Origin of the sequence: Psychroflexus planctonicus (assembly GCF_014640195.1) — a bacterium.
In the GTDB taxonomy this organism is placed as follows: domain Bacteria; phylum Bacteroidota; class Bacteroidia; order Flavobacteriales; family Flavobacteriaceae; genus Psychroflexus; species Psychroflexus planctonicus.
On sequence record NZ_BMGM01000002.1, the window covers coordinates 285,163 to 307,806 of the forward strand.

At 29.9% G+C, this 22,644-nt stretch carries 18 protein-coding genes; 16 read left to right on the plus strand and 2 right to left on the minus strand.

Going from position 1 to position 22,644, the window contains the following annotated elements:
• Positions 1 to 181 precede the first annotated feature (181 nt).
• Entirely contained in the window at positions 182 to 2,629 is a 2,448-nt protein-coding gene (locus IEV72_RS03440) for a DUF5686 and carboxypeptidase-like regulatory domain-containing protein (protein ID WP_188457687.1), read from the minus strand.
• A gap of 101 nt (positions 2,630 to 2,730) precedes the next feature.
• Here IEV72_RS03440 and IEV72_RS03445 point away from each other — a divergent pair, with 101 nt between their 5' ends.
• The 9 genes from IEV72_RS03445 to IEV72_RS03485 all read left to right on the plus strand — a co-directional run bounded on the left by IEV72_RS03445 (position 2,731) and on the right by IEV72_RS03485 (position 11,334).
• Positions 2,731 to 3,171: an RrF2 family transcriptional regulator gene (locus tag IEV72_RS03445; RefSeq protein ID WP_188457688.1), complete on the plus strand. Its 441-nt coding sequence runs from the start codon at positions 2,731 to 2,733 to the stop codon at positions 3,169 to 3,171.
• A 758-nt stretch (positions 3,172 to 3,929) separates the two neighbouring features.
• Positions 3,930 to 5,111, plus strand: a complete 1,182-nt coding sequence (locus IEV72_RS03450; protein ID WP_188457689.1) for a tyrosine-type recombinase/integrase — start codon at positions 3,930 to 3,932, stop codon at positions 5,109 to 5,111.
• Positions 5,112 to 5,791: 680 nt separating this feature from the next.
• Positions 5,792 to 6,184, plus strand: coding sequence for a hypothetical protein (locus IEV72_RS03455; protein WP_188457690.1), 393 nt, complete (start codon positions 5,792 to 5,794; stop codon positions 6,182 to 6,184).
• 404 nt (positions 6,185 to 6,588) lie between these two features.
• A complete protein-coding gene (locus IEV72_RS03460) occupies positions 6,589 to 7,485 on the plus strand; it encodes a hypothetical protein (protein ID WP_188457691.1) in 897 nt (298 codons plus the stop codon).
• Positions 7,486 to 7,770: 285 nt separating this feature from the next.
• Positions 7,771 to 8,289 (plus strand): hypothetical protein, encoded by a 519-nt coding sequence (locus IEV72_RS03465; RefSeq protein ID WP_194428394.1) that lies wholly within the window; start codon positions 7,771 to 7,773, stop codon positions 8,287 to 8,289.
• A gap of 171 nt (positions 8,290 to 8,460) precedes the next feature.
• Complete coding sequence (locus IEV72_RS03470; RefSeq protein ID WP_188457693.1) at positions 8,461 to 10,194, plus strand: ATP-dependent nuclease; 1,734 nt, start codon at positions 8,461 to 8,463, stop codon at positions 10,192 to 10,194.
• Positions 10,195 to 10,396: 202 nt separating this feature from the next.
• Positions 10,397 to 10,630, plus strand: coding sequence for a hypothetical protein (locus IEV72_RS03475; protein ID WP_188457694.1), 234 nt, complete (start codon positions 10,397 to 10,399; stop codon positions 10,628 to 10,630).
• Complete coding sequence (locus IEV72_RS03480) at positions 10,614 to 10,916, plus strand: type II toxin-antitoxin system RelE/ParE family toxin (protein ID WP_188457695.1); 303 nt, start codon at positions 10,614 to 10,616, stop codon at positions 10,914 to 10,916. The genes IEV72_RS03475 and IEV72_RS03480 overlap by 17 nt, the downstream gene beginning before the upstream one ends.
• Positions 10,917 to 11,115: 199 nt before the next feature.
• Positions 11,116 to 11,334 (plus strand): hypothetical protein, encoded by a 219-nt coding sequence (locus IEV72_RS03485; RefSeq protein ID WP_188457696.1) that lies wholly within the window; start codon positions 11,116 to 11,118, stop codon positions 11,332 to 11,334.
• Here IEV72_RS03485 and IEV72_RS03490 read toward each other — a convergent pair.
• Positions 11,321 to 11,632: a hypothetical protein gene (locus IEV72_RS03490; RefSeq protein WP_188457697.1), complete on the minus strand. Its 312-nt coding sequence runs from the start codon at positions 11,630 to 11,632 to the stop codon at positions 11,321 to 11,323. The genes IEV72_RS03485 and IEV72_RS03490 overlap by 14 nt on opposite strands.
• 767 nt (positions 11,633 to 12,399) lie before the next feature.
• On the opposite strand from IEV72_RS03490, the gene IEV72_RS03495 reads away from it, so the two are divergent.
• The 7 genes from IEV72_RS03495 to IEV72_RS03525 all read left to right on the plus strand — a co-directional run bounded on the left by IEV72_RS03495 (position 12,400) and on the right by IEV72_RS03525 (position 22,417).
• A complete protein-coding gene (locus IEV72_RS03495; protein ID WP_188457698.1) occupies positions 12,400 to 12,924 on the plus strand; it encodes a DUF6933 domain-containing protein in 525 nt (174 codons plus the stop codon).
• A 147-nt stretch (positions 12,925 to 13,071) separates the two neighbouring features.
• Entirely contained in the window at positions 13,072 to 13,941 is an 870-nt protein-coding gene (locus tag IEV72_RS03500; RefSeq protein ID WP_188457699.1) for a tetratricopeptide repeat protein, read from the plus strand.
• 794 nt (positions 13,942 to 14,735) lie between these two features.
• The gene (locus IEV72_RS03505; RefSeq protein ID WP_188457700.1) at positions 14,736 to 15,650 is read left to right on the plus strand and encodes a hypothetical protein; all 915 of its coding nucleotides are present in this window, start codon (positions 14,736 to 14,738) and stop codon (positions 15,648 to 15,650) included.
• A 474-nt stretch (positions 15,651 to 16,124) separates the two neighbouring features.
• Complete coding sequence (locus tag IEV72_RS03510; protein ID WP_188457701.1) at positions 16,125 to 16,583, plus strand: hypothetical protein; 459 nt, start codon at positions 16,125 to 16,127, stop codon at positions 16,581 to 16,583.
• An 817-nt stretch (positions 16,584 to 17,400) separates the two neighbouring features.
• Positions 17,401 to 17,694: a helix-turn-helix domain-containing protein gene (locus tag IEV72_RS03515; protein WP_188457702.1), complete on the plus strand. Its 294-nt coding sequence runs from the start codon at positions 17,401 to 17,403 to the stop codon at positions 17,692 to 17,694.
• 6 nt (positions 17,695 to 17,700) lie between these two features.
• Entirely contained in the window at positions 17,701 to 19,389 is a 1,689-nt protein-coding gene (locus IEV72_RS03520; protein WP_188457703.1) for an HsdM family class I SAM-dependent methyltransferase, read from the plus strand.
• The gene (locus IEV72_RS03525; protein ID WP_188457704.1) at positions 19,376 to 22,417 is read left to right on the plus strand and encodes an Eco57I restriction-modification methylase domain-containing protein; all 3,042 of its coding nucleotides are present in this window, start codon (positions 19,376 to 19,378) and stop codon (positions 22,415 to 22,417) included. The genes IEV72_RS03520 and IEV72_RS03525 overlap by 14 nt, the downstream gene beginning before the upstream one ends.
• Positions 22,418 to 22,644 lie beyond the last annotated feature (227 nt).

Below are 22,644 nucleotides of genomic sequence, written 5' to 3' on the forward strand. Positions count from 1 at the left end.
TATCAACTTTTTGTTAGCCCCGATTGTAACGAAAAGCCCGGACTAATGAAAGCTTAAATTTTCTTGACAAACCAAAGCGACCGGCAGGAAGCTCTTGTGTTTGACTTAGAAAATATGCTTGCATTGGGAGGACTTGAAGTGTAAAGCGGGTTCTTGGCTTCTATTAAAACTTTATATTGAATTAATTAAAACTAAAAGTAGTGTTTATTTTGAGTACAAAATTGTCGCTATTTTTATCGAAACTGTAGTTTCCATAGCGGTAAAATCCGCCAATACCAAAGTTTAAATAAGCTGTATCTACATAATTAAGTTGAATGATTTTGGTGACTTCCAGACCAGATTCTACAAACAAATTTTCTTTGGTTTGAAATGTCCAAGCATGCGAAAAGTTGTTTGCTAAATTTCCCCAACCCATATTGTGATGAAAAATTAAACCAGGCTTAAAGTTTTCAGATTTAAACAATAAACTGCCAATGTCGTGGGTAAGAAATAAATGAAGATATTGATCTGATAAAAATTCATACGGCAACATGGTTTGAAAAGTATCATACATCACAATTGGAATATCTTCATCATTACTTCCTTCGCCAGTAAATAACAAGCCTAAAGGAAGATTCCCGTCTAGGTAACCACCTTGAAGTTTATAGCGTGTTTTTCCTATATTTCTACTGAAAAAACTTTGATGCATACTCACTTCAAGTTTGTTGTATTGGTAATTTCCGTCTAAAAATGAATCGAATCCGCGGGCATATCGCAAATTGAAAACGGGATAATTTGTACCTAAACTTACTCGTTTTAAAGGAGTTTCTACAATGCGTTCGCGGTGTGCATAACGCAAATGTAAAACAGCTTCTGTATTTCGGTAATTGGTAATTAAATTTTGATTCTCTAAAAAGAAGTAATTGTATTGTGGACGAACTCTTTCGGTGCGTAGTTTTGCACTCCATTTTAAATACTTAAAGTCCCTACGACCAAATTCAACTTGAAAACGTTCAACAAAATCCATTCTGGAAGCTATAAAGGCTCGTAAATCTCCATTTAATGAAAATCCGTTGTTTCTGCTCATCGAAGAACTACCGATTTCACGAACATCATTTTGGTAATTGAATTGTAGAAACATGTCTTGACTTCGGTTAATGTCATACCGAATTTTCCCACCCAACTTCCAGTTTTTATCGCGAAATCCATAGGCGGTATATCCACCAAAACTCACTTTTTTAAATAGCTTTTCGTTGGTTTCTAAGCCTGCGCCTAGTCTAAAACCTTCATAACGATTATATCCAAAAAAACGATTTATAGGAATATTGACTTTTCCCCAAGGAATGTAGCCATCGCCTAACTTTGTAGCTACGTCTAGCATTTTGTCTAATTTCATGCTTTCGCCAATGCTATCAACTACTTTGTAGGTTATTTTATCTTGTTGGCTTAAGCTATCAATACGGTATTTGTTCCAAAATACTTCATCTTTTTGCGGAGCATCTTCTTCGTATTTAAGTTCTACTTCGCTGAAATCGCGTTTACTCAAATCATCTTTAAATTGAATGTCTTTTATATAGGTTTTTCCGTTGATGAAGATGCCTTCATTTAACATGATTTCAAAATTAAGTTGTTCAGGAAACCAATGTTGATCTTCTAAAAACTGATATTTCTGTTGAATTTTTAAATGAATCATCATTTCATCAGCGGGTTCAGCTACAATATTTTGGATGGCATAAGCTTTAGAATTGATGTACATAAAACCTTTTAGCCCATCTATATTTGCATTTTTTTTGGGTTGAAAAGAAATGTTGAAAATAGTATCGTTTTCTCTGTAAATTTGATCTTCTAATACGTAATCGTATCGTTTTAAACTCCCGTTGGCTATTGGATTTAAAAAATGCATATCCAACATATCTATATTGTCTTCATAAAACCCAAAAGGCTGCAATTCTGTTGCTAGCATTGCAAAATATGGATTTTTAAAACCTGATACGCGCGTACCGATTACATTTTCTTCGCTTAAATCTGGTGGTAAAAACTTGCGTTCTGTTACCGATTCAAATAACATTATGTTGAAATTTCCTTCTCGAATTAAAGCCTTATCATAACCACTAAGCGAATCGCTTTCTGGGTCTAATTCACCTTTTTCAATTTGATTTAAAAAAGCGGTACGAAGTGAATCTGCTTTTTGTTGTCTTCCTTCCCGATCAAAAACACTTCGGTTGTAGGTAATGTATTCAAAACCACCTTTTTTTAATGGATTATTTTGTTCACGATTAGCCATTACTTTTCTGATGATGCGCAATGCGGGGTTTTCTCCATCTGTGATAATTACTTCATCCAAACTTTCTTCAGAAGGTTCTAATTTGATAATTAAGTTTTGATATTTTCTAGGCTTAATTTGTTTGTTTTTGTAACCGAGATAGGTAATGTTTAATTGGGTTATGCTGTCTTTGCTTTGGTAATAAAAATGACCATCGATGTCTGTAATAACTCCACGTTTGCTATTGGAATTGAAAGTGATGTTTGCAAAAGCTAGGGCTTCATTTGTTAGAGCATCTATTATTTTACCACTAATTTCATGTTGAGCATGAACAAATGAAGCAAAAAGGAAAGGAATAGCGCAGAGTAGATGTCGAAGATTTTTCATTAGCAACAAACTTTTCAACAATTATAAAGAAGAATTCTGTATTTTTAAGGAATTACTGTAAATTAAAATTAATTTTACAGCATTCTAAACATTTTGAATTTATGTTATCTAAAAAGACGAAATATGCCATTAATGCTTTGGTGTATTTAGCTAAACAAAAAGATAAAGTGCCGACTTTAATTTCTGAAATAGCTGAAAAACAAAATATACCTCAAAAGTTTTTAGAGGCTATTTTATTAGATTTAAAGAAAAGTGGAATTTTAGCCAGCAAGCGTGGAAAAGGTGGTGGCTACTACATGCTCAAAAGTGCTGAAGAAATAAATTTGGCAGACGTCATGCGTTTATTTGATGGACCAATTGCTTTTATTCCGTGTGTTACACACAATTACTATGAATCTTGCGAAGAATGCAATAACGAGTCTATTTGCGGCATAAGAGATGTATTTTTTGAAGTGCGAAACAAATCGGTTGAAATTTTAAAACGCGCAACCTTAAAAGAAATTATAACCAGGGAAAACTTATTAAACCCAGATTATAGTTAGTTCTTTTTAGTTGCCAAGTTACTATTGCTGCTATGTTTGCTGTTGTTACTTTAGCTTCTATTGTGTTGTTCTTTTTTTAAACCGTGGCAACTGAACTTCCCTAAATAGCGTTGAGCGTTTGGGTTATTATTCTAATTTACTTTTTTCAAAATACTATCGGACAATTATCAAGATTCACTTGCTTCGATTTATCTCAGCGTATGTTAATAATCATTATTATATACGAGCGTCCCCTTGAGGGGATTTTAGGGGTGTCTTTATTTATGCATAATTGAAAATTGATAATGTAATCTTGATTTACAGAACATGAACTTTTCTGAATAGCGTTGAGCGTTTGGGTTACTATGTTGGCTTATTATTTATTTCAGTGTTTGTTTAATCAGGATTAATAGAAGTAAATTGATTTTATGTCTTATTCAATTTCAATTGAATTAAATATATACAGTTTCCTTTTTGGTTTTAAGATTTTTTTATAGTTTTAAAGTCCCAATTTATTTCTTTGTCCACCACTATTTTGTGACTGGCTATAGCGAAGCTTTGAGAAATGAGAAATGAGATATTAGATATTAGAAGTTAGAAGTGAAATATTAGAAGTGAAATATTAGAAGTGAGAAGTTAAAGGCTAAAACTAACAGCTAAAAACTAAATGCCAACAGCTATATTGAATAATCCCAAAATTTTTTTCCTAGAATTAAACATCATAAGTGTTTGATATTGAATATTTAATACTTATATTTAGGGATGAATTTAATTATTTTATGATGAAAAAAGTTGTGAAATTACTTCCGTTGCAGCACAGAAATAAAGATTGTGTGGCCATTCAATTTGACTTTAATGATAGTATAAAAGCTGCTGTTATGAAAGTGGGAGCAAAGTGGTCTAAAACACATACTTGTTTTTATATTTTGAATGAAACTAAGTTGAAACAGCGCTTATTTCTGAGTTTAAAAAAATTGAACTGTTTTGTAGATTATTCGGCTATGCCCAAAGTAGATCAGGTTAAAAAGTCGGTTAACAAAGAAGCGTCTTTGCCCAAATCTCATGCACATGCGTTGCAAGTTTTTGAAGACTATTTAATTGGTCAGCGTAAAAGTCCGTCTACCGTGCATACCTATCGGAATTTCTTAAATCTTTTTTTGAATTATTATGCCAAGCGCGATTTAGCGAGTATAGATTTGCGTTCTATTGAAATATTTTTGGAGCAAGTAATGGCTAAACGCGGCTATAGTGTAAGTTCGCATAGGCAATGCATCAGTGCTTTGAAGCATTTTAGCGAATTGAATTTAGGCATGAAATACGATCCAGCTAATTTGTATATGCCGCGGAAGGATAAAAAGTTGCCGGTGGTTTTATCTTCAACTGAAATTGTTTTGATTCTTCGTTCGACTAAAAATTTAAAACATCGTGCTATTTTGGGCTTGTTGTATTCTTCTGGATTACGCATTGGTGAATTACTAAAGTTAAAATTAGGTGATGTAGATTTGGAGCGAAATACCATTTATGTGAAGCAAAGCAAAGGTAGAAAAGACAGAAATTGCAGTTTAGGACAGCGCATACGGCCAATGTTATTGAATTATGCACAAACCTATCAACCCAAAGTATTTTTATTTGAAGGCGAAGAGGAAGGCAAGCCATACAATGCGACTTCGATACGGCAATTTTTGAAACGAAGCTGCCAAGCTGCGGGCATACAAAAGCATGTTACACCGCATACCTTGCGGCACAGTTATGCTACGCATTTATTAGAAAACGGCGTAGATGTGCGTTACATACAGGAATTGTTAGGACATTCCAGACCAGAAACAACGATGATTTACACGCATGTAACCGAGCGAAAGATAGATGAAATTACCAATCCGTTAGATTCTGCGATACAGAAGTTCAACCGGATGGATAACGAAACCCCAAACCCTCTGTTATCCCGTAATGAAAACAAATAAAAGTGTATATTTGCTTTGATATAACAAGTTGTGGTGCATACTGAAAAAAATCAACGTTATATTTAAAATCAAATTTTGAGTTTATAACATCCGAATAACTAATATTCAACTGATTAAAAAAATTGCGTGAAATGAAAATTTGAAAGTAGGAGCCATGCCCAAGTTTTGGTTTTTAATCGAAAATCAATCTGAATACCAAAATCTGATTACCAAACTGAATGCTGATTTGATTGCCAAAATTTCGGCTACCAATCGAAAATTTTGCTAAACTTCAACTTCCGGCTGAAAATTGAAAATCAGAGTTGATTGAAAAGTTTTACGTTGAATCAAATCTGATGATAAAAATAATCGACTGAATTTGAATCGAACTCTATCGCTTGGGCTTGTCACCAGAGTAGATAATCGAAAAAATGAAAATCCTACTCAAATTGAACTGAATAGCGCAATTTTTTTAGGAATTTGACCAAAAAATGAACTTTGCGGTGAAAAACAAAGTGAAATTGCGCCGAACAACATAGTGGGAAAAGTACGCACCACAACAGCGCATAACAAAAATGGCGAGATTTGGTGCTGAAATGAGAGTTTTATGTATTTTTAAAAACTTAAAGTTTAATCGAAAAGTTTGCGCATTTTAAGTCGCCACTTATGTTATGCACGGACCGTTGGCAACAAGCTGAAAAATGACAAACAAACTGACTTTTTTAATAATACCATTGACTTTAACAAGTTGTTCTTTCAGCGACTATGAATCTGAAAAAATTAAATCCTCGACTGGAAATTTTGAAATTCAAGCAACTGTTAATCGGACTGACAAAAATGCGGAAAATTACGCTGATGTAATTATTCACCTATTTGATAAGAACAATATTAAATTGACTGAATTGAATACTGGAGCTGGAGACGCAAATAAATGGACAATTGGCTGGACTAAATCTGGGGACACAATAGTTCTTCAAAGTAGTGATATCGGAAATAAAGCTTGGATTTTACAAAACGAAAATCCAACTGCAATAAAAATGACTGACAAACTGAATGAAAGAGCGGAAATTCTGAAATCGGAAAAGTATGAATAAGTTTATGAAAACACTTCGGAATTTTTTAATAATAATTCTATCGATAATTATTATTCTGACTTTGTATTTCATTTTGGATAGATATATTTTCAATCCAAAAATAAAAGGCATAAGTCCTGTTGATATTAAAAATATTCTGACTTATTTAATTGGACCTTTAAGCGTTTTAATATTAATCATTTGGATTTTGAGAAACGGAAAAGAACGATAAAAAAATAAAGCCAGTTGCCAACAGCGCATAACAAAAATGGCGAATTTATTGCTGAAATGAGAGTTTTGTGTATTTTTAGAAACTAAAAGTTTAACCGAAAGACTTGCGCATTTTAAGTCGCCACTTTCGTTATGCGCGAGACGTTGGCAACAATCTAATAACAAAATCAAAACTAACATCTAATTTTTATATTATGAATGGAGCAAAAACACCTTTAGGGTGGATAATTGGAATCTTACTATTGTTCATCGGAATACTTTGGTTGAGCAGTAATATTTTTTATGGAATTGTTTGTATTTTAGTAAGCATATTGATTATTCCTATAACTCAAAGCATATTTGAAAAAGTAAAAAAAACAAAGGTGCCAAACTATGTAGGTTGGTTAAGTATGATATTTGGAATTTTTTTAATGTTCAACAGCTTGTATTTGATATTTAAAACAACGCAAAGTAATGCCGAACAAAATCTAAAACTAGCAAATAAATATATTGACGAAGGTAATTTAGATACAGTCCCTTATTTTATTGCAAAAGCTAAATTATTTTCAAACAAAAAAGCAGTTGAGTTAGAAAAGGAATTAATTAATTACAAGGACTCAAGTTATGTTAGAAATATATTAGCTGAAATGAGCGACGATGACTATAACTTATTAATAAATAAGGATCTAAAAAAAAAGTATTTAAATCATTCAACTTTAAATCAATTACTTTACGATAGACTTTACGAAATATCACCAAACCGTAAAAAAATTGTTGAACAAGTCCAAGAAGAAAAAGAACGTGTAAGAATTGCTGCTGAAAAAGAAAGAGAAAGACAACAAAAAATAAAAGAACAGCAAGAAAGGAAAAAATTAATTGAAGCTCAGTTTAGCCCTTGGGATGGTTCACATCTTGAATTAACGAAACTCATAAAAAAAAGCATGAATGACCCTGATAGCTATGAACATATAGAGACTCGATTTAAAGATGAAAATGAATATATTTTCATTATTACTGAATTTCGTGGTAAAAATGCATTTGGTGGTAAGGTGATTAATAGTGTTTCAGCGAAGGCAGATGTTAATGGGAATATTATTGAAATCATAAAATAAACTGAACAAGACTGTTGCCAACAGCGCATAACAAAAATGGCGAGATTTGTGCTGAAACGAGAGTTTTGTGTATTTTTAGAAACTTAAAGCTTAACCGAAAAACTTGCGCATTTTAAGTCGCCACTTATGTTATGCGCAAACCGTTACCACACATTTCAGAATCGAAAAAAAGTCAAATTTGTAAGTTGAATTTATAAGATATGATGAAATTACGAGTGAAATTACAGAAAATTTGAAAAAACAGTCTCAAAAAATTGAGCATAATAATCTTAAGTAAACCGGAATTTGAAATTAACGTTAGAAAACTTGAAAGAAAATTATGTGATATTAATAATTAAGATGTTAATAGCCTTTTTGTTTATATTTAATTTGATTAATGCAATTTTAAAAATAACTCATCACTATGATGTCGCCATTGGTATCAGCGAAAATAAACTAGTTGATTATTTTTACATTATTACTAGGTTCAGTTATTTAAGACCTCTTATAATATCATTAATTCCATTCATCGGAATTTTTATCAAAAGAAAAATTGGTTGGATTTTAATTCAATCATATTTTTATTTTTTGGCTACAAATTTAGTATTCATGGTAATTAAAGATGATTCAATTAATAATAACTCGATTTTGATGCATGCTATAACTTTTTCCATCTTATTTCTGATTATCATACTTATGAATAAAAAGACAATTAGTAAACTGAATTATGGAATTGAAAAAAAGGAATTAATTAATAAAAATAATATTGCTTTAATTATTGGAATCTCAATAACAACGATTTTAATTTACATCAAAGCAAATTGAATAAAAAACGTGTGGTAACAGCGCATAACAAAAATGGCGAATTTATTGCTAAAACGAGAGTTTATTGTATTTTTAGAAACTTAAAAAGTTTAACCGAAAAACTTGCGCATTTTAAGTCGCCACTTTCGTTATGCGCGAACCGTTACCTGCAAGCTGAAAAAACGAAAAACAATGAAAATTCATAAATTAAAAATTCATAACTTTAGATCAATTAAAGATGGTGAATTTTACTTTGATGATTACTCTTTACTTATTGGAGAAAATAACGCAGGTAAATCAAATGTTTTTAGAGCTATAAGGATATTTTATGAAGAGTTAAAATTTAATAGTAATTCGGATTTTCCAAAATTTCAAACTGATGATAATGAAAGTTGGCTCGAGATTGAATTCTTAACAGATGATGAAGAACAAAATACACTAAGAGATAAATATCAAAGTAGCGATAATATTCTTAGAGTAAGAAAAATTTTAACAACTGAAAACACCGACTTTAAACCATTAATAAAAGCAAATCAGAGTAATATTTTTGCGTATGAAAAGGGTTCATTGTCTACAAATTATTTTTATGGAGCAAAAAATATATCTCAATCTAAACTTGGTAGTATTATTTATATCCCTGAAATTAGTAAAGTAGACGATAACCTTAAACTTTCTGGTCCTTCTCCACTTAGAGAAATGATAAATTTTGTAGTAAAAAAAGCAATTCAAAAAAGTATAAGTTTTGAAAAATTAAATGGTGCTTTCGAATTATTTAATAATGAATTTAGAACAGAAGCTAAAGAAGATTTTTCTATTGAAGAATTAGAGAATGATATCAATAAAGAAATTAAGAATTGGAATATAAAATTTGGTCTCAATATAAATGCAATTCAACCCAATGATATTGTAAGAAATTTAGTATCTCATCATATTCAAGATGGAAATTTAGAGAACCAAACAGTTGCAATTGATTCTTTTGGTCAAGGTGTTCAACGACACTTAATTTATACTCTACTAAAATTATCAGCTAAATACACCGAAAATATTGAAAAGAAGAATAAAAAAGAATTCAGTCCAAATTTGACTTTAATCCTCTTCGAAGAACCTGAAGCTTTCTTGCACCCATCTCAACAAGAAAAATTAAATATCAGCTTAAAAGAACTAAGTTTAGGGGATTCACAGCAAATTTTAATAACTACTCATTCCCCATTGTTTGTAAGCAAAAACATAGATAATTTAAATACTTTGATAAAAGTAAATAGAAAAGAAACGACAGAATTACATCAACTTAAAAAAGAAAATATATTAAGTCTTACTGATGCAAATATTGGATTATTTAAACATTTCAAAGATAAATTATTAAGTAATGAAGTAGATGATGAATTAAAAAAGAAAATTCGTAAAAAAAAATTATCACACGAAGAACACGACGATATTGAACAAATTGAAAAAGAGAGATTTAAATTTTCACTTTGGATGGATTCTGAAAGAACATCCTTATTTTTTGCTAAAAAGGTATTGATTTGTGAAGGAGCATCAGAAAAAATATTTTTTGACTATCTAATTAATAATAAGTGGCATGATTTAAAAGATGAACATCTATACATTTTAGATTGTCTTGGTAAATTTAATGTTCATAGATTTATGAATTTGTTTAATCATCTTGGTATAGAACATTCCATAATAATTGATTCTGATGATAACGACATTCAAGAAATAGTGAATTCATTTATTGAATCTAAGACAAATTCATATACTAATAAAATTGATTATTTTGAAAATGATTTAGAAAGTTTCTTAGAAATAGACAAACCAAAGAGAAGGGATTTAAAACCACTTAATATAATGCAAAAATTTAATAATGGTGAAATAAAAGAAAATAAATTAAGTGAATTGAATAAAAAAATAAAAGGATTATTCAAATAAAGCCTGCAGGTAACAATAGCTATAAGCAATAGCTCGGGTTTGTGCTTGAAACGACAATTCGGTTTTTTTTGCTAAGTTTGTAACTGAAACAAAAATAAAAGGCTTTTTTGGGCGCTACTGCTCATAGCCAGACCGTTATGCAACAGTTAAAAAATCACGTTCAAAAACTGAATGTTTAGATTAAATTTGTAAATTTGATATTATGGATTTAAGCTTAGAAAATAAAAAAATAGAATTAATTCAATGGTTATCAACATTGAATGATACCTCTCTGATTGACAAGTTAATGAAATTAAGAGAAAAAGATAAAAACGATTGGTGGAGTGAAATTTCTGCAAGTGAAAAAGAGTCCATTGAAAAAGGAATTCAAGATGCTGATAATGGAAAACTGACTTCTCACTCAAACGTGAAAGAAATTTATGAAAAGTGGTTATAAAATACTGTGGACTGACCACGCAAAATCAGAACTTAAAGAAACTATTGAATACCTTGAAAACAAATGGACTGAAAGAGAATTAAGGACATTTTCAGCCAAATTAGACCATACAATAGAACTGATTTCTAAATCACCCGAAATTTTCCCAGTATCATTCGAGAAAAAAAATATTCGAAAAGCTGTAGTTGAAAAACATAATAATCTTTATTACCGAATTAATAAAAAATCAATTGAGATTGTTTCTTTGTTCTCAAACAGAAAGAATCCGAATAAGAAAAAATTATAAAAAACCGTTGCATAACAGCGCATATAGTTTATGGCGGAATTAGTGACAAAATCCAAAGTTTTTGTATTTTTAAAAACGTAAAACCTTAACCGAAAAAATTGCTCATTTTTGCCCGCCACAAACCATATGCGCAAACCGTTAGCGAGCATATACGAAAACCATAACTAACAATTGAAAAACGTTGTGAAAAAAAATTGAAATGGAGAAAACTTACAAAACATTTAAAAAAGATGATAAAACAAAATCAGATGAAGAAATTGAGAAATTGTTAAAAGGACTGAAAGGAGTAAAATACAGAATCAAAAAATCAATTCATTTTATAATAAATGACGATTTTAAAACAAACGAAAATAAAGGAGTCGCCAAGTTTATAAATGAAAATTTTAATGGAGAAGACTCAGGTACTATTTACGTTTAAAGCTTTTTAGTAAATGAAGATATAAATCTTGTTTTAAAGAATATGAATTAAATCTCTTTATTCCTTTTTTAACATCTTCGTATTTTTCTCCAGAAAATTTACTAATTATTTTAAATGCATCATCTTCCGATTCAACTCTAATTGAATAGTCTGACTTATGATTTTCTAAGTTATTCAGATACCAATGATATTCTACTGAACTTTCGGTAAGATAAATACCTAGACCAACTTCATCGTCAACACTTTGATTTGAATTTAATGTCTTTTCAATATCTGAGATTATATTATCTAATTTCATAACTATAAGTTTAGAAAACAACAATACGAATAAAAAGCAACACTCTGAAAAGAAAATACGCTCGCTAACAGCGCATAACAAAAATAAGGGCTAAACGACAATCCCAAAAGTAGTCGCCAATAACAACAGCAACATAAATAACTGAAAGTCAAGGCATTTTAACCTCTTACTTTAGTTATTCGCAAAACGTTGGTAACAATATGAGTTCTAAGAAACATTTTAAATAAAATCAAATTTAGAATTTCAATCAACTGAAAAACGAAAAATCAACTGATGAAAAAATTGCGTGGAAATTGAATACGAATTTCATCTCGCCCAAAATTCTGGTTACAAATTGAAAATTTGGTAAAAATTCAACTTTTGGCTGAAAATGAAAACCGACAAACTTGCTTAAATTGATTGCTTTGAATTGAACATCCCGAAATTGATAATAAATGAAAAATTTGTCTTCACTTCAATTTCCGTCTGAGCAAGTTTACTGAAAAATGAACTCTGAAAAACGAGCTGAAAATATGAACTTGGAAACGCAATTTTTTCGACTGAATTTAGAGTTTATCAATCATTATTTGAAAAAAATATAAATTGAAAACGTTGCGAAAAAAACAGAACGCAGAAATACTGTTACCAACAGCGCATAACAAAAATGGCGAATTTAGTGCTGAAACGAGAGATTTGTGTATTTTTAGAAACTTAAAGTTTAACCGAAAAACTTGCGCATTTTAAGTCGCCACTTTCGTTATGCGCGAGACGTTGTACAACATTAAAAAATGAAAACGAAAATCCATATAACTAAAAAACTTGAAAAGTTAATTAAGAATCTGATTTCGGAAGAGAAAATAGCCGAAGATGGAATACTTGGAAAATGGAATGCAACGGTATTTTACGTTGATCGAAAAAAATGTTGGCTAATAACAAATGGACTGACGAAATATAACGTAATCCTGACCGATATCAAAGCATCGGAATTGAGCAATATTGAACGGATTTTTAAAGACGCTCTTTTCGGACAACTTATTTATGACGGAATAATATTAGACTTTGAAGTTCTGGACTCAATTATTGGTGGACTGGATTTTCTTCCGACTGACAATGACAGAAGTACAACTGGATTTCAAAACCATAACTTGAAATCTCTAGAATGGTGGAAATATGAATTTGGCAGTTTAGAAAATATGCCAATAAAAGATTTAACAAACCGACTGAATACAACTCCAATTCATATTGGGAATGAACGAAAAATGTCTGATTATACAAATTCGATTAAGGAAATTAAAAATATATTAACGGAATAAAACGTTGTACAACAGCGCATAACAAAAATGGCGAATTTATTGCTGAAACGAGAGTTTTGCGTATTTTTAGAAAGTAAAAAGTTTAACAGAAAAACTTGCGCATTTTAAGTCGCCACTTTCGTTATGCGCGAGACGTTGTGCATAATTATGAAAAAAACTATGAGAATAACAATTTTAGCTCTGATATTGATTTCAAATATTGGATTTTCACAAAATGATTTGACTGAATTAAAATTTGACACCAAATATTTTGACGCAGTCGACAAATGGGTTGCATTTCCAAAAAAAGACACGGATTCAACTTACGCTTATGGATTCATTTATTTGGATAATCAAGCAGGTTTCACCTTTAATTACGAAACTAAATTTCAAATAAAAGAGCAAAAGCTAATAAATATAAAACGAGATTCAACAGTTGGGTTTATGAAATATCGACTAGAACCAAATACAAGTTTGGTTTCTGTTTTGACCGATAATCAAATTTCTGCGCTGAATTTACCTAAAGAACCTGAATGGTTATCGATTTACAAAGAAAGCTCTGACCAAGTGGATTATTTAAAACAGGAAGGTTATCATTACAACCACGTTGGTGCTTGTGAACAAGCTCTAAAACCACTATTAAAAGCTTACGAAATTCAACCTCATTTTGATGGACTTGAATTTGAGTTAGCGTATGCTTACAATCATTTGGGACAATTCGAAAAAGCCATACCGATTTTGGAAAAAGCAATTGAGAGTAACCCTAAAAACTATTACTTTTTCAGAGAATTGGGATATTCATATTTAGGTTTAAATAAAGTGGAAGATGCTGATAGAACATATCGAAAAGGAATTAAAATGTCAGACAACGACTTTGAAAAAAGTGAAATGTCAGTTAATATGGCTCAAGCTTATTTCAAACTCAAGAACAAAAAGAAATTTGATGAATGGGCTGAACTGACAAGAAAGTACTCAACTAAAGACAAAAGATACTTGCAATATATCGACCAATTTGAACAGAACTGGAATAAAAAATAACTATGCACAACAGCGCATAACAAAAATGGCGAAATTTGTGCTGAAACGACAGTTTTGCGTATTTTTAAAAACTTAAAGTTTAACCGAAAAGTTTGCGCATTTTAGCTCGCCACTTTCGTTATGCGCAAACCGTTGTGGTGCATACTGAAAAAAATCAACGTTAGATTTAAAATCAAATTTTGAGTTCATGACAACCGAATAACAAAAAATTAACTGATTGGAAAAAATTGCGTGAAATGAAAATCTGAAAGTATGAGACAAGCCCAAGTTTTGGTTATAATTGAAAATCAATCTGAATACCAAAATGTGAATGAAAAACAGAATGCTGAACTGATTGCCAAAATTTCGGCTACCAATCGAAAATTTTGCTGAACTTCAACTTCTGGCTGAAAATTGAAATACAGAGCAGATTGAAAAGTGTTACGTTGAATTAAATGTGATGATAAAAATAATCGACTGAATTTGAATCGAACTCTATCGCTTGGGCTTGTCTCCAGAATGGATAACCGAAAAAATTAAAATTCTACTCGAATTGAAATGAATAGCGCAATTTTTTTAGGAATTTGACCAAAAAATGAACTTTGCGGTGAAAAACAAATTGAAATTGCACCGAACAACATAGTGGAAAAAGTACGCACCACAACAGCGCATAACAAAAATGGCGAATTTAGAGTTTAATTGAGAGTTTTGTGTATTTTTAGAAACATAAAGTTTAACCGAAAACCTTGCGCATATTAAGTCGCCACTTTCGTTATGCGCGAGACGTTAGCAGCCATAATAAATCAAGACTATAGTTGAAAGATAAAATTAATTTACTTTTTAAGCCATTTATCCTGATGCTTTTAGGATTGATTACTGGATACACGTTTTTACATTGGTTAATTTTTGTTGATTTGGAATTATTTCAATTAAATAAAAAAATTACAGATTTTGTTATTCCTATTGTTTTAACTGGAATTCTCAATTTGTTTATTTTAAGGCCTAGATTTAAAATTCTAAAACTTGATACGAAACGTGGTAGTTGGAGTGATTTTTATACAATTATGTTATGGATGGCCATGGCAACTCCTATTATTATAGCTCAAAAATATATTGTGTCAGCAACAGGTAAATTGACAGAGCTAAAATCAATTAACGAAATTAATAAATTTGAACATTCAAAATACTACATTTTAAATAATTATTATATAGATAAGAATGTAATTGGAATTCATTCAGAATTAGATGTAAATGACAGATTTAGCGACAATTTCAATATGCATATATATTTTTCAGTGCCAATTTATGAAAAAGAAAGTGACACGCTGAAAGCTGTGCCTTCAGCTTGGTTAGGTGTAAAATATCAAGAAAAAATTGGTAACAATCTTGAATCACGCAGAAAAAAAAAGATATATCAATTTTTTTTAAATCATAGTCTTAAAAAATTTAATAACAAAAATATATCTGATTTTGTTTATTTAAATAGGCTTAGAGATTCAGAAAAAAGAAAAGGATTTATTGATGCAATAAAATCTACCCCAATTTACACACCAAATGCGATTGTTCTTGAAGCAGTTAATGAACAATTTGAAAATAGAAATGGAAATAAGCTGGCATGGATTTTTGGTTCTGCTTTAATTTGTTCATTCATTTGGATAATAATGCTTATGATTCCTAAAATTGATGAGCAACAACTAAATCGAATTTTAGATGATAGTAAAGAAAAATAAAGACTGAAAATGAAACTAATGAATAAAATTACGGCTGCTAACAGCGCATAACAAAAATGGCGAGATTTGTGATTGAAACGAAAGGTTTGTGTATTTTTAGAAACTTAAAGTTTAACCGAAAAGTTTACGCATTTCAAGTCGCCACTTTCGTTATGCGCGAGACGTTGTGCTTCATTATAAAAAACATTCGAACTGAAAAAAAACTTTGTCATATTATTTTTATTTCTGCTATTAATTAGCTGTGATAACGGGGTAAATTACATTTCTCAAAATGACGGAAAAAGTCACTTAATTGACTTTGACTTATTCAGTATTATTCTGCCAACCGACTTTAAATATAAAAAGATTGACGGAACTGACTCTTTTGTCGGAGAAATTAAAAACGGAAAATCTACTTTCTTTTTTGATTATGGTTGGTATTCACCAAAACCACCTTTAGACGAAAAAAGTTATATTGAAGAAAGCCGAAAAGGAATGGACTTTGAAACGACCCAAAAGTTTTTCAACAAAATTGAACTAAAACCTTATGAAGACGAAAATGGCGGAATAAATCCAAGAGAAATCATCAAAAAAGTAGAGAATTTAACTTTACATAGAATGACTGATAGCATAGCTACTCAAAATGATTTCAAAAATAATTGTGAGTATTATTACACATTTGAATATGAAAAAGTTGAATTTAAAATTCCTTTCTGTGTACCAGATGAAGAACGAGAAAAATTTGAAAATTACGAATTGACTATTGATACAGTTGGAAATTATAAAAGGACAATCGCACTATGGAAAGACAGAGAAAATCCGAATATTTCCAGTATTAATTTTGAACCAATTTATGGAGATTTAAAAAATGAATTGTCAATTGGAATAAAGTCAGATATGGAATTTAACAAAAGTGAATTGAAAGAAATATTTAAAACAGTTGAAATAAAATAACGAAAGCACAACAGCGCATAACAAAAATGGCGAGATTTGGTGCTGAAACGAAAATTTTGGTATTTTTAGAAACTAAAAGTTTAACCGAAAAACTTGCGCATTTTAAGTCGCCACTTTCGTTATGCGCGAGACGTTACCAAAAATTGTGATTGAAAAATTTTCTTCCAATTGAAACTAAGAATTAAATACAAAAGATAATTTTCAATTCAACTTTATTGCGATTGAATTGATTTGAATTTGATAGAATACAACGCTGAAATAATTGATTTTTGCTTTCCAAAAGTAGTTGATTAAATTGAAATTTACAGCTCGCCAAAATTCTGGTTGAATTGAAAAGCAAAACGCTGAAAATTGAATTGATAGCGATTTGACTTTCATAATTAAGATTTTGCTCAATAGAAAAAACTGAATTTTGCGTTGAATTTCAATTAAAAGTTCAAATCAAATTGAATGAAAAACGATAATCTGAAAATAGGAGTAGAGCAAGTTTGTAGACAAGCAGGACGCTAACAACTTTTGGTAACAGCGCATATAATTTATGGCGAAAATCTTGCTGTAACAATAATTTTAGTATTTTTAGAAACTTAATAGTTTAACCGAAAGGCGAGCGGTTTTTAACTTCGCCACAAATTATATACGCAAACCGTTGTACACAAGCTGAAAACCAGCCGCATATTTTAGCACATTCGGTTTTTGCCAACGCTAAATTCCAACGCTCTAAAAACCAAAAGAGCTAAAATTTTCCAACGCTTTTGACCTTACTCTGAAAAAAAACAATTAGATTTGACCTAAATTAGTCAAGTCTAAAAATGGTAAAATGACACTTGGACAAAAAATTAAAGAATTAAGAGAAAATTCAGGCATGCTTCAAAGGCAATTAGCTGCTATTCTTGAAATAGGAGATGGATATTTAAGTAAGATTGAGAGTAATCAAAAAGCTTTAAAAAGAGAACACTTAACAACAATTAGTGAAACCTTCTATTATTCCTTGTCTGAACTCGAAGCATTATGGATAGCTACGAAAGTCTACGATATTGTTAAAGACGAAAAAGAAGGATTAAATGCTTTAAAAGTTGCAGAAGACCAAATAAAATATATAAAAAAGCAATAAGAATTTATGATTGTAGAATCACTAAAAAAAGAAAGGATAAACATAGATTATGTTGTAGATGAATATTTGAAATCAGAGGATTCTGAAAAAATTATTGGTCATTATATTATTACATCTCATGTCAAACCTAAAAATATTTACACAGAAAAAACAGACTTCCTAGAAAGATATAGAAGTGAACTTTTAACGCTTTGTAAAATATTTGATAGTGTTCCTTTACCAGTTAACATTGCCGAACAAATTCCAGAAATAATAGAGTTTTATCCATTCGCTCTAAGATTTAGAGATGAGCTGAAATTTAATGACACTGACTCTGTTTCTTATATTTTCAATCAAATTGACAACTACTTTCCTGTTATTAACACAAGAGAATATGGAGAGTACTATTCTAACGAGAATCTAATTAATATTCTTCTTGACAATTTACAAACTAAAATCAATCCTAATAATAAAGTAATTGACCCTTCAAGTGGTGCTGGTTTTTTTCTATTTCACTATTTAAAAAAAATAATTGATAACCAACCTAGCAAAAATGAATTGTCCGAACTTAGAAACAATATTTTTGGTTATGATATATTTCCTTTTCCAATAATTGTTTCTAAAATTTTACTAGGAAAGCTAATCGTAAATTATGATGATGTCTTTTTAAACCCATATCATTTCCCAAATATTAGAATTCAAAACACGTTAAAAACATTAAGTTGTATTTCAAATGATAATGAAACATTTGATTTGATAATTGGAAATCCTCCATATTTCAGGATAGACCCTCATGAAGAAAATAATATTTGTAAATGTGTTAGTTATGGACACAATTATATTCATAATTTATTCTTGCATTGGAGTATACAGCATTTAAAGCCAAACGGAGAACTCGGTTTTATCATACCACAATCTATCCTATCTGGCTTTTACTATCAGAAGATGAGACAAGAAATAATGCAAAATCTTTCTGTTGATTTAATAATAACAAATAAAGAGCATGAAAAATCATTTTCAGTACAGCAAGATATTATGCTTCTTTTAGCTACAAAAAGAAACCAAACTGAAAACTATAATATTGGTGTATCAAATAATTCATTAACAAATATTACAAGATATTCTGTTGACACCAATATTTTTAAAAATTCATTAAAAGTTATTCCTCTTTTTAAGAATAAAGAAGAATACGAAAACTTTAGAAAGTTATCTCAAAAGCCAATTGTAAAACACCTTTCTTCATATAAAATCAAAACAGGAAACTTTGTTTGGAATCAAAATAAAGAATCTTGCTTTTATAAAAAAGTACCAAAATCAATTCCATTGATTAATGGTCCAAATATAAATAATGATGGTATTAATTTAGAAAATCAAAGAAATTCAACATTCCCATATTGCATTCCGAACAAATCAAAATATGTGAAAAATGACACACTTATAATTTATCGTAGGATGTCTCCTATTGGAAACATCGATAGAATGATTGCAACTATAATTGATAATAAGGATAAAAGATTTTCTAACGGTTATGTTTTGGAAAATCATGTGAATTTTATAAATGGTACTGAATCCAAATTAAAAGCTTTATTAAAATTTATTACTTCAAGAGAATTCAATAATTTAATTAACTCCTTTTGTCATACTAATCAAGTATCTAGTAATGACTTAAAAACAATTTTCGAACTGTTATCTAGCTATAATAATGAACAAAACTGAAGCCTTAAATAAAATTGAACAGCTTGTTAAATATTACAAGCAAAACATAGAAACTTGGGAGAGTAATGCGAATAAAGAAGCAGAAGCTAGAAAGGAGTTTATAGATGGTTTCTTTGAAGCATTGGGATGGAAAATTTCAGGCTTACCAGAAAGTATGTCTGCTGATGATAGAGATGTATTAGTAGAGTATTCCCTTAAAGTCGAAGGAGAAACAACTAAAAGTTTAGATTATATATTTAAAATTAAAAACAGACACCAATTTGTTGTTGAAGCAAAAAAACCATCTGAAAATTTAGACAATCCAAAACATGTATTTCAAGCAAAATCGTATGGGTTTTTATCCAAAATTCCGTTTGTAATTTTAACAAATTTCAAAGAAATAAGAATTTATGATATTTCAACAAAACCAAATTTTAACCAAATCAATGAAGATTTAATATTTAGCTGTACTTATAACGATTACATTGATAAATTCGATTACATCTGGAATAACTTTAGTAAAAAATCTGTATTTAAAAAATCACTTGTAAAATTATTTACTAATCGTAGAGATGATTTAGATATTGATTTAGATGCAACAGACTACAGTTACATACTTAAAAAAGGAGAATTATTATTAGATACAGTCTTTTTAACGGATTTAGAGTTAATACGATTAAATATTGCAAAAAGTATATTTCAAGAAACTTCTGATGAATTAAACGAAAAAGAAATAAATGAAGCTACTCAACGCTTACTGGACATAATAATTTTTATTAGATTTCTTGAAGATAACGAGATAGAAGATGTTGAGAGATTAAGAGTTTTAATAGACAGCAGCGAAGATGATTTTGTAGACTCTTTAAAAAACCTTTGCTCAGAGTTGAACTTAAAGTTTAATGGATTACTTTTTCATGAATATCCATTATTTGATAAAATAAATCTCAACAAAGAAGTAATAAAAGATAATATATTAAAACTGTATTATCCTGAAAGCCCATATAATTTTAGCAAAATTAGTATCGAAATATTGGGTCGTATTTTTGAGCAATATCTTGCGAAAAGAATAACAGTTATTGATGAGAATGTTTCACTAGAAATTAAACCAGAAATTAAAAAAGCTGGTGGAATCTATTACACACCAGAATATATTGTTGACGAAATCCTAAACGATACCTTAGATGTGTTTCTTTCAGACAAGTCTCCAAATGAAGAATTTGATATTTCTAAAATCATAGATTTCTCATGTGGTTCAGGAATATTTTTAATTAAAAGTTATAAAAGGATAATACAATTTTATGAAAGCAATTCTTCTTCTCTTTCTCCAGAACTTTTATTTACCGATTCTAAAGCAAACGAAAACCTTACGATGGAATCTAAGAAGAATTTGTTACAAAAAAATATTTTTGGGATTGACATAGATTCTCAGGCTATTGAAATAGCAAAAATGAGCCTTTACTTCACTATGCTAGAGAATTTTAACGAAGATAATTCTCCACAACCATTATTGCCTTCTTTAGATAAGAATCTAATTTGCGGTAATTCAATTGTAGATTTATCATTCTTTGACAATTATTCAGAAGCTAGTATTGACACAATTAATATTATTAATCCTTTTGCTTGGGCTGATGAAGGTTTAAATAAGTTTGATGTTATCGTAGGAAATCCTCCTTACCTTAGAATTCAATTATTAGAAGAGTTGTATCCAGAAGAATATCAATTATTTCTTAAAAATAAATATGACTTTGCTTTTAGTAATTTTGATTTATCAATTTTGTTCGTAGAGCAAGCTATTTCCGTATTGTCACCAACAGGAAAGATAGGTTATATAATACCTAATACAGTTCTTCGTGCGAAATATGGAGAAAAATTTAGAGAAATAATTAGCAATAATAACCTATTATCTAAAATAGTTTATTTTGATGATTATCAGGTATTTGATAATTCTACAACTTACACTTGTCTTTTATATCTAGATGCGGAACAAACTGAATCTAATGAATTGAAATATTTCAATTTTGAAGACCCTGAAAATGATTTTCAAGATGAAGCACAAGTTCCATCAATTTTTGACAAAGATTCTTTAGGTTCTTCACCTTGGTATTTTGCTGCTTTTGAAATTCACGATAAGTTTATAGAAAATATTTCTAACAATTCTATTCCGCTAAAAGATTTAAGTAATTTAAAGAAAATATTTGTTGGTCTTCAACCAAGCATAAATAATGTCTTTTTATTAGAAATAGTAGAAGAAAATGAAAGCTTCATTACATGTTATTCAAAAGCTCTTGACTCTAATCATATTTTTGAAAAAGGACTAATTAAAAAAATGGTTAAAGGCTCTAGAAACCTTTTTAGATATAAAATAAATTCAAATAGAGTCTTACTTTTTCCTTATGAAAATAACCTTACAACTAATAAAAGTGAACTTATTTCAGAAACAGTATTAAAAACTACTTATCCTGAAACATGGAAATATCTTGAAAAGTGTAAAACTATTCTCAATGAGAAAGAAGCTTTGAAAGGAAACGATTTTTACAAGTTTATTTATAAAAAAAACCACTTGTTATTTGATTCAAAAAAATTACTCCTTCCTTCATTATGTTTTGGTAGTAGATTTAGTATTGACATAAATGGAGAATACTATTTTACTGGCAGCGGAGAAGGTGGTGGCGGTGGTTATGGATTAATCCTTAACGATGAAGAAAACGATTATAATTATTACAATATTCTAGGAATCTTAAATTCTAAAGTTATTTCAGCCCTTATAGAATTAAAAGGAAGTCCTAAAAGTGGCGGATATAAGGGAATTGACAGAACCTTTATCCATTCAATTCCATTTCCAATTATAAATAGCATACGGAAAACTCAAATTGCACAGGAAATAGCTACTAAAACAGAAAGGTTAAGTAATCTTTATGCAGAAGTTCAATCATTAGCAGTCAAAAGACTTGTTTCCCAACTGGAAAATCAAATTGACACGCTAACTTTAGAGCTATATGAAATAGTAGATATTGGAATAGTCAATTTAATAAATGAATTGAATGATTAGCCAACGCTTAAAGCCATACACATTTGCAATTCGCTTCAGCCACAACACAAGCCAAAATTGCAAAAGAGTATGGCTTTGCCAACGCTAGCAAGTTTGCGGAAAGAAAAAGCCAGTGTACAACAGCGCATAACAAAAATGGCGAATTTATTGCTGAAACGAGCGTTTTGTGTATTTTTATAAAAGTAAAAGTTTAACCGAAAAACTTGCGCATTATAGCTCGCCACTTT

Bases quoted from the DNA above. Each gene is read 5' to 3' on its own strand.
- IEV72_RS03525 (WP_188457704.1), top strand. From the start codon at position 19,376: ATGAACAAAACTGAAGCCTTAAATAAAATTGAACAGCTTGTTAAATAT.
- IEV72_RS03475 (WP_188457694.1), top strand. From the start codon at position 10,397: ATGGATTTAAGCTTAGAAAATAAAAAAATAGAATTAATTCAATGGTTA.
- IEV72_RS03510 (WP_188457701.1), top strand. From the start codon at position 16,125: ATGGACTTTGAAACGACCCAAAAGTTTTTCAACAAAATTGAACTAAAA.
- IEV72_RS03485 (WP_188457696.1), top strand. From the start codon at position 11,116: ATGGAGAAAACTTACAAAACATTTAAAAAAGATGATAAAACAAAATCA.
- IEV72_RS03460 (WP_188457691.1), top strand. From the start codon at position 6,589: ATGAATGGAGCAAAAACACCTTTAGGGTGGATAATTGGAATCTTACTA.
- IEV72_RS03440 (WP_188457687.1), bottom strand. From the start codon at position 2,629: ATGAAAAATCTTCGACATCTACTCTGCGCTATTCCTTTCCTTTTTGCT.
- IEV72_RS03450 (WP_188457689.1), top strand. From the start codon at position 3,930: ATGATGAAAAAAGTTGTGAAATTACTTCCGTTGCAGCACAGAAATAAA.
- IEV72_RS03495 (WP_188457698.1), top strand. From the start codon at position 12,400: ATGAAAACGAAAATCCATATAACTAAAAAACTTGAAAAGTTAATTAAG.
- IEV72_RS03490 (WP_188457697.1), bottom strand. From the start codon at position 11,632: ATGAAATTAGATAATATAATCTCAGATATTGAAAAGACATTAAATTCA.
- IEV72_RS03455 (WP_188457690.1), top strand. From the start codon at position 5,792: ATGACAAACAAACTGACTTTTTTAATAATACCATTGACTTTAACAAGT.
- IEV72_RS03500 (WP_188457699.1), top strand. From the start codon at position 13,072: ATGAAAAAAACTATGAGAATAACAATTTTAGCTCTGATATTGATTTCA.
- IEV72_RS03445 (WP_188457688.1), top strand. From the start codon at position 2,731: ATGTTATCTAAAAAGACGAAATATGCCATTAATGCTTTGGTGTATTTA.
- IEV72_RS03470 (WP_188457693.1), top strand. From the start codon at position 8,461: ATGAAAATTCATAAATTAAAAATTCATAACTTTAGATCAATTAAAGAT.
- IEV72_RS03515 (WP_188457702.1), top strand. From the start codon at position 17,401: ATGACACTTGGACAAAAAATTAAAGAATTAAGAGAAAATTCAGGCATG.
- IEV72_RS03480 (WP_188457695.1), top strand. From the start codon at position 10,614: ATGAAAAGTGGTTATAAAATACTGTGGACTGACCACGCAAAATCAGAA.
- IEV72_RS03520 (WP_188457703.1), top strand. From the start codon at position 17,701: ATGATTGTAGAATCACTAAAAAAAGAAAGGATAAACATAGATTATGTT.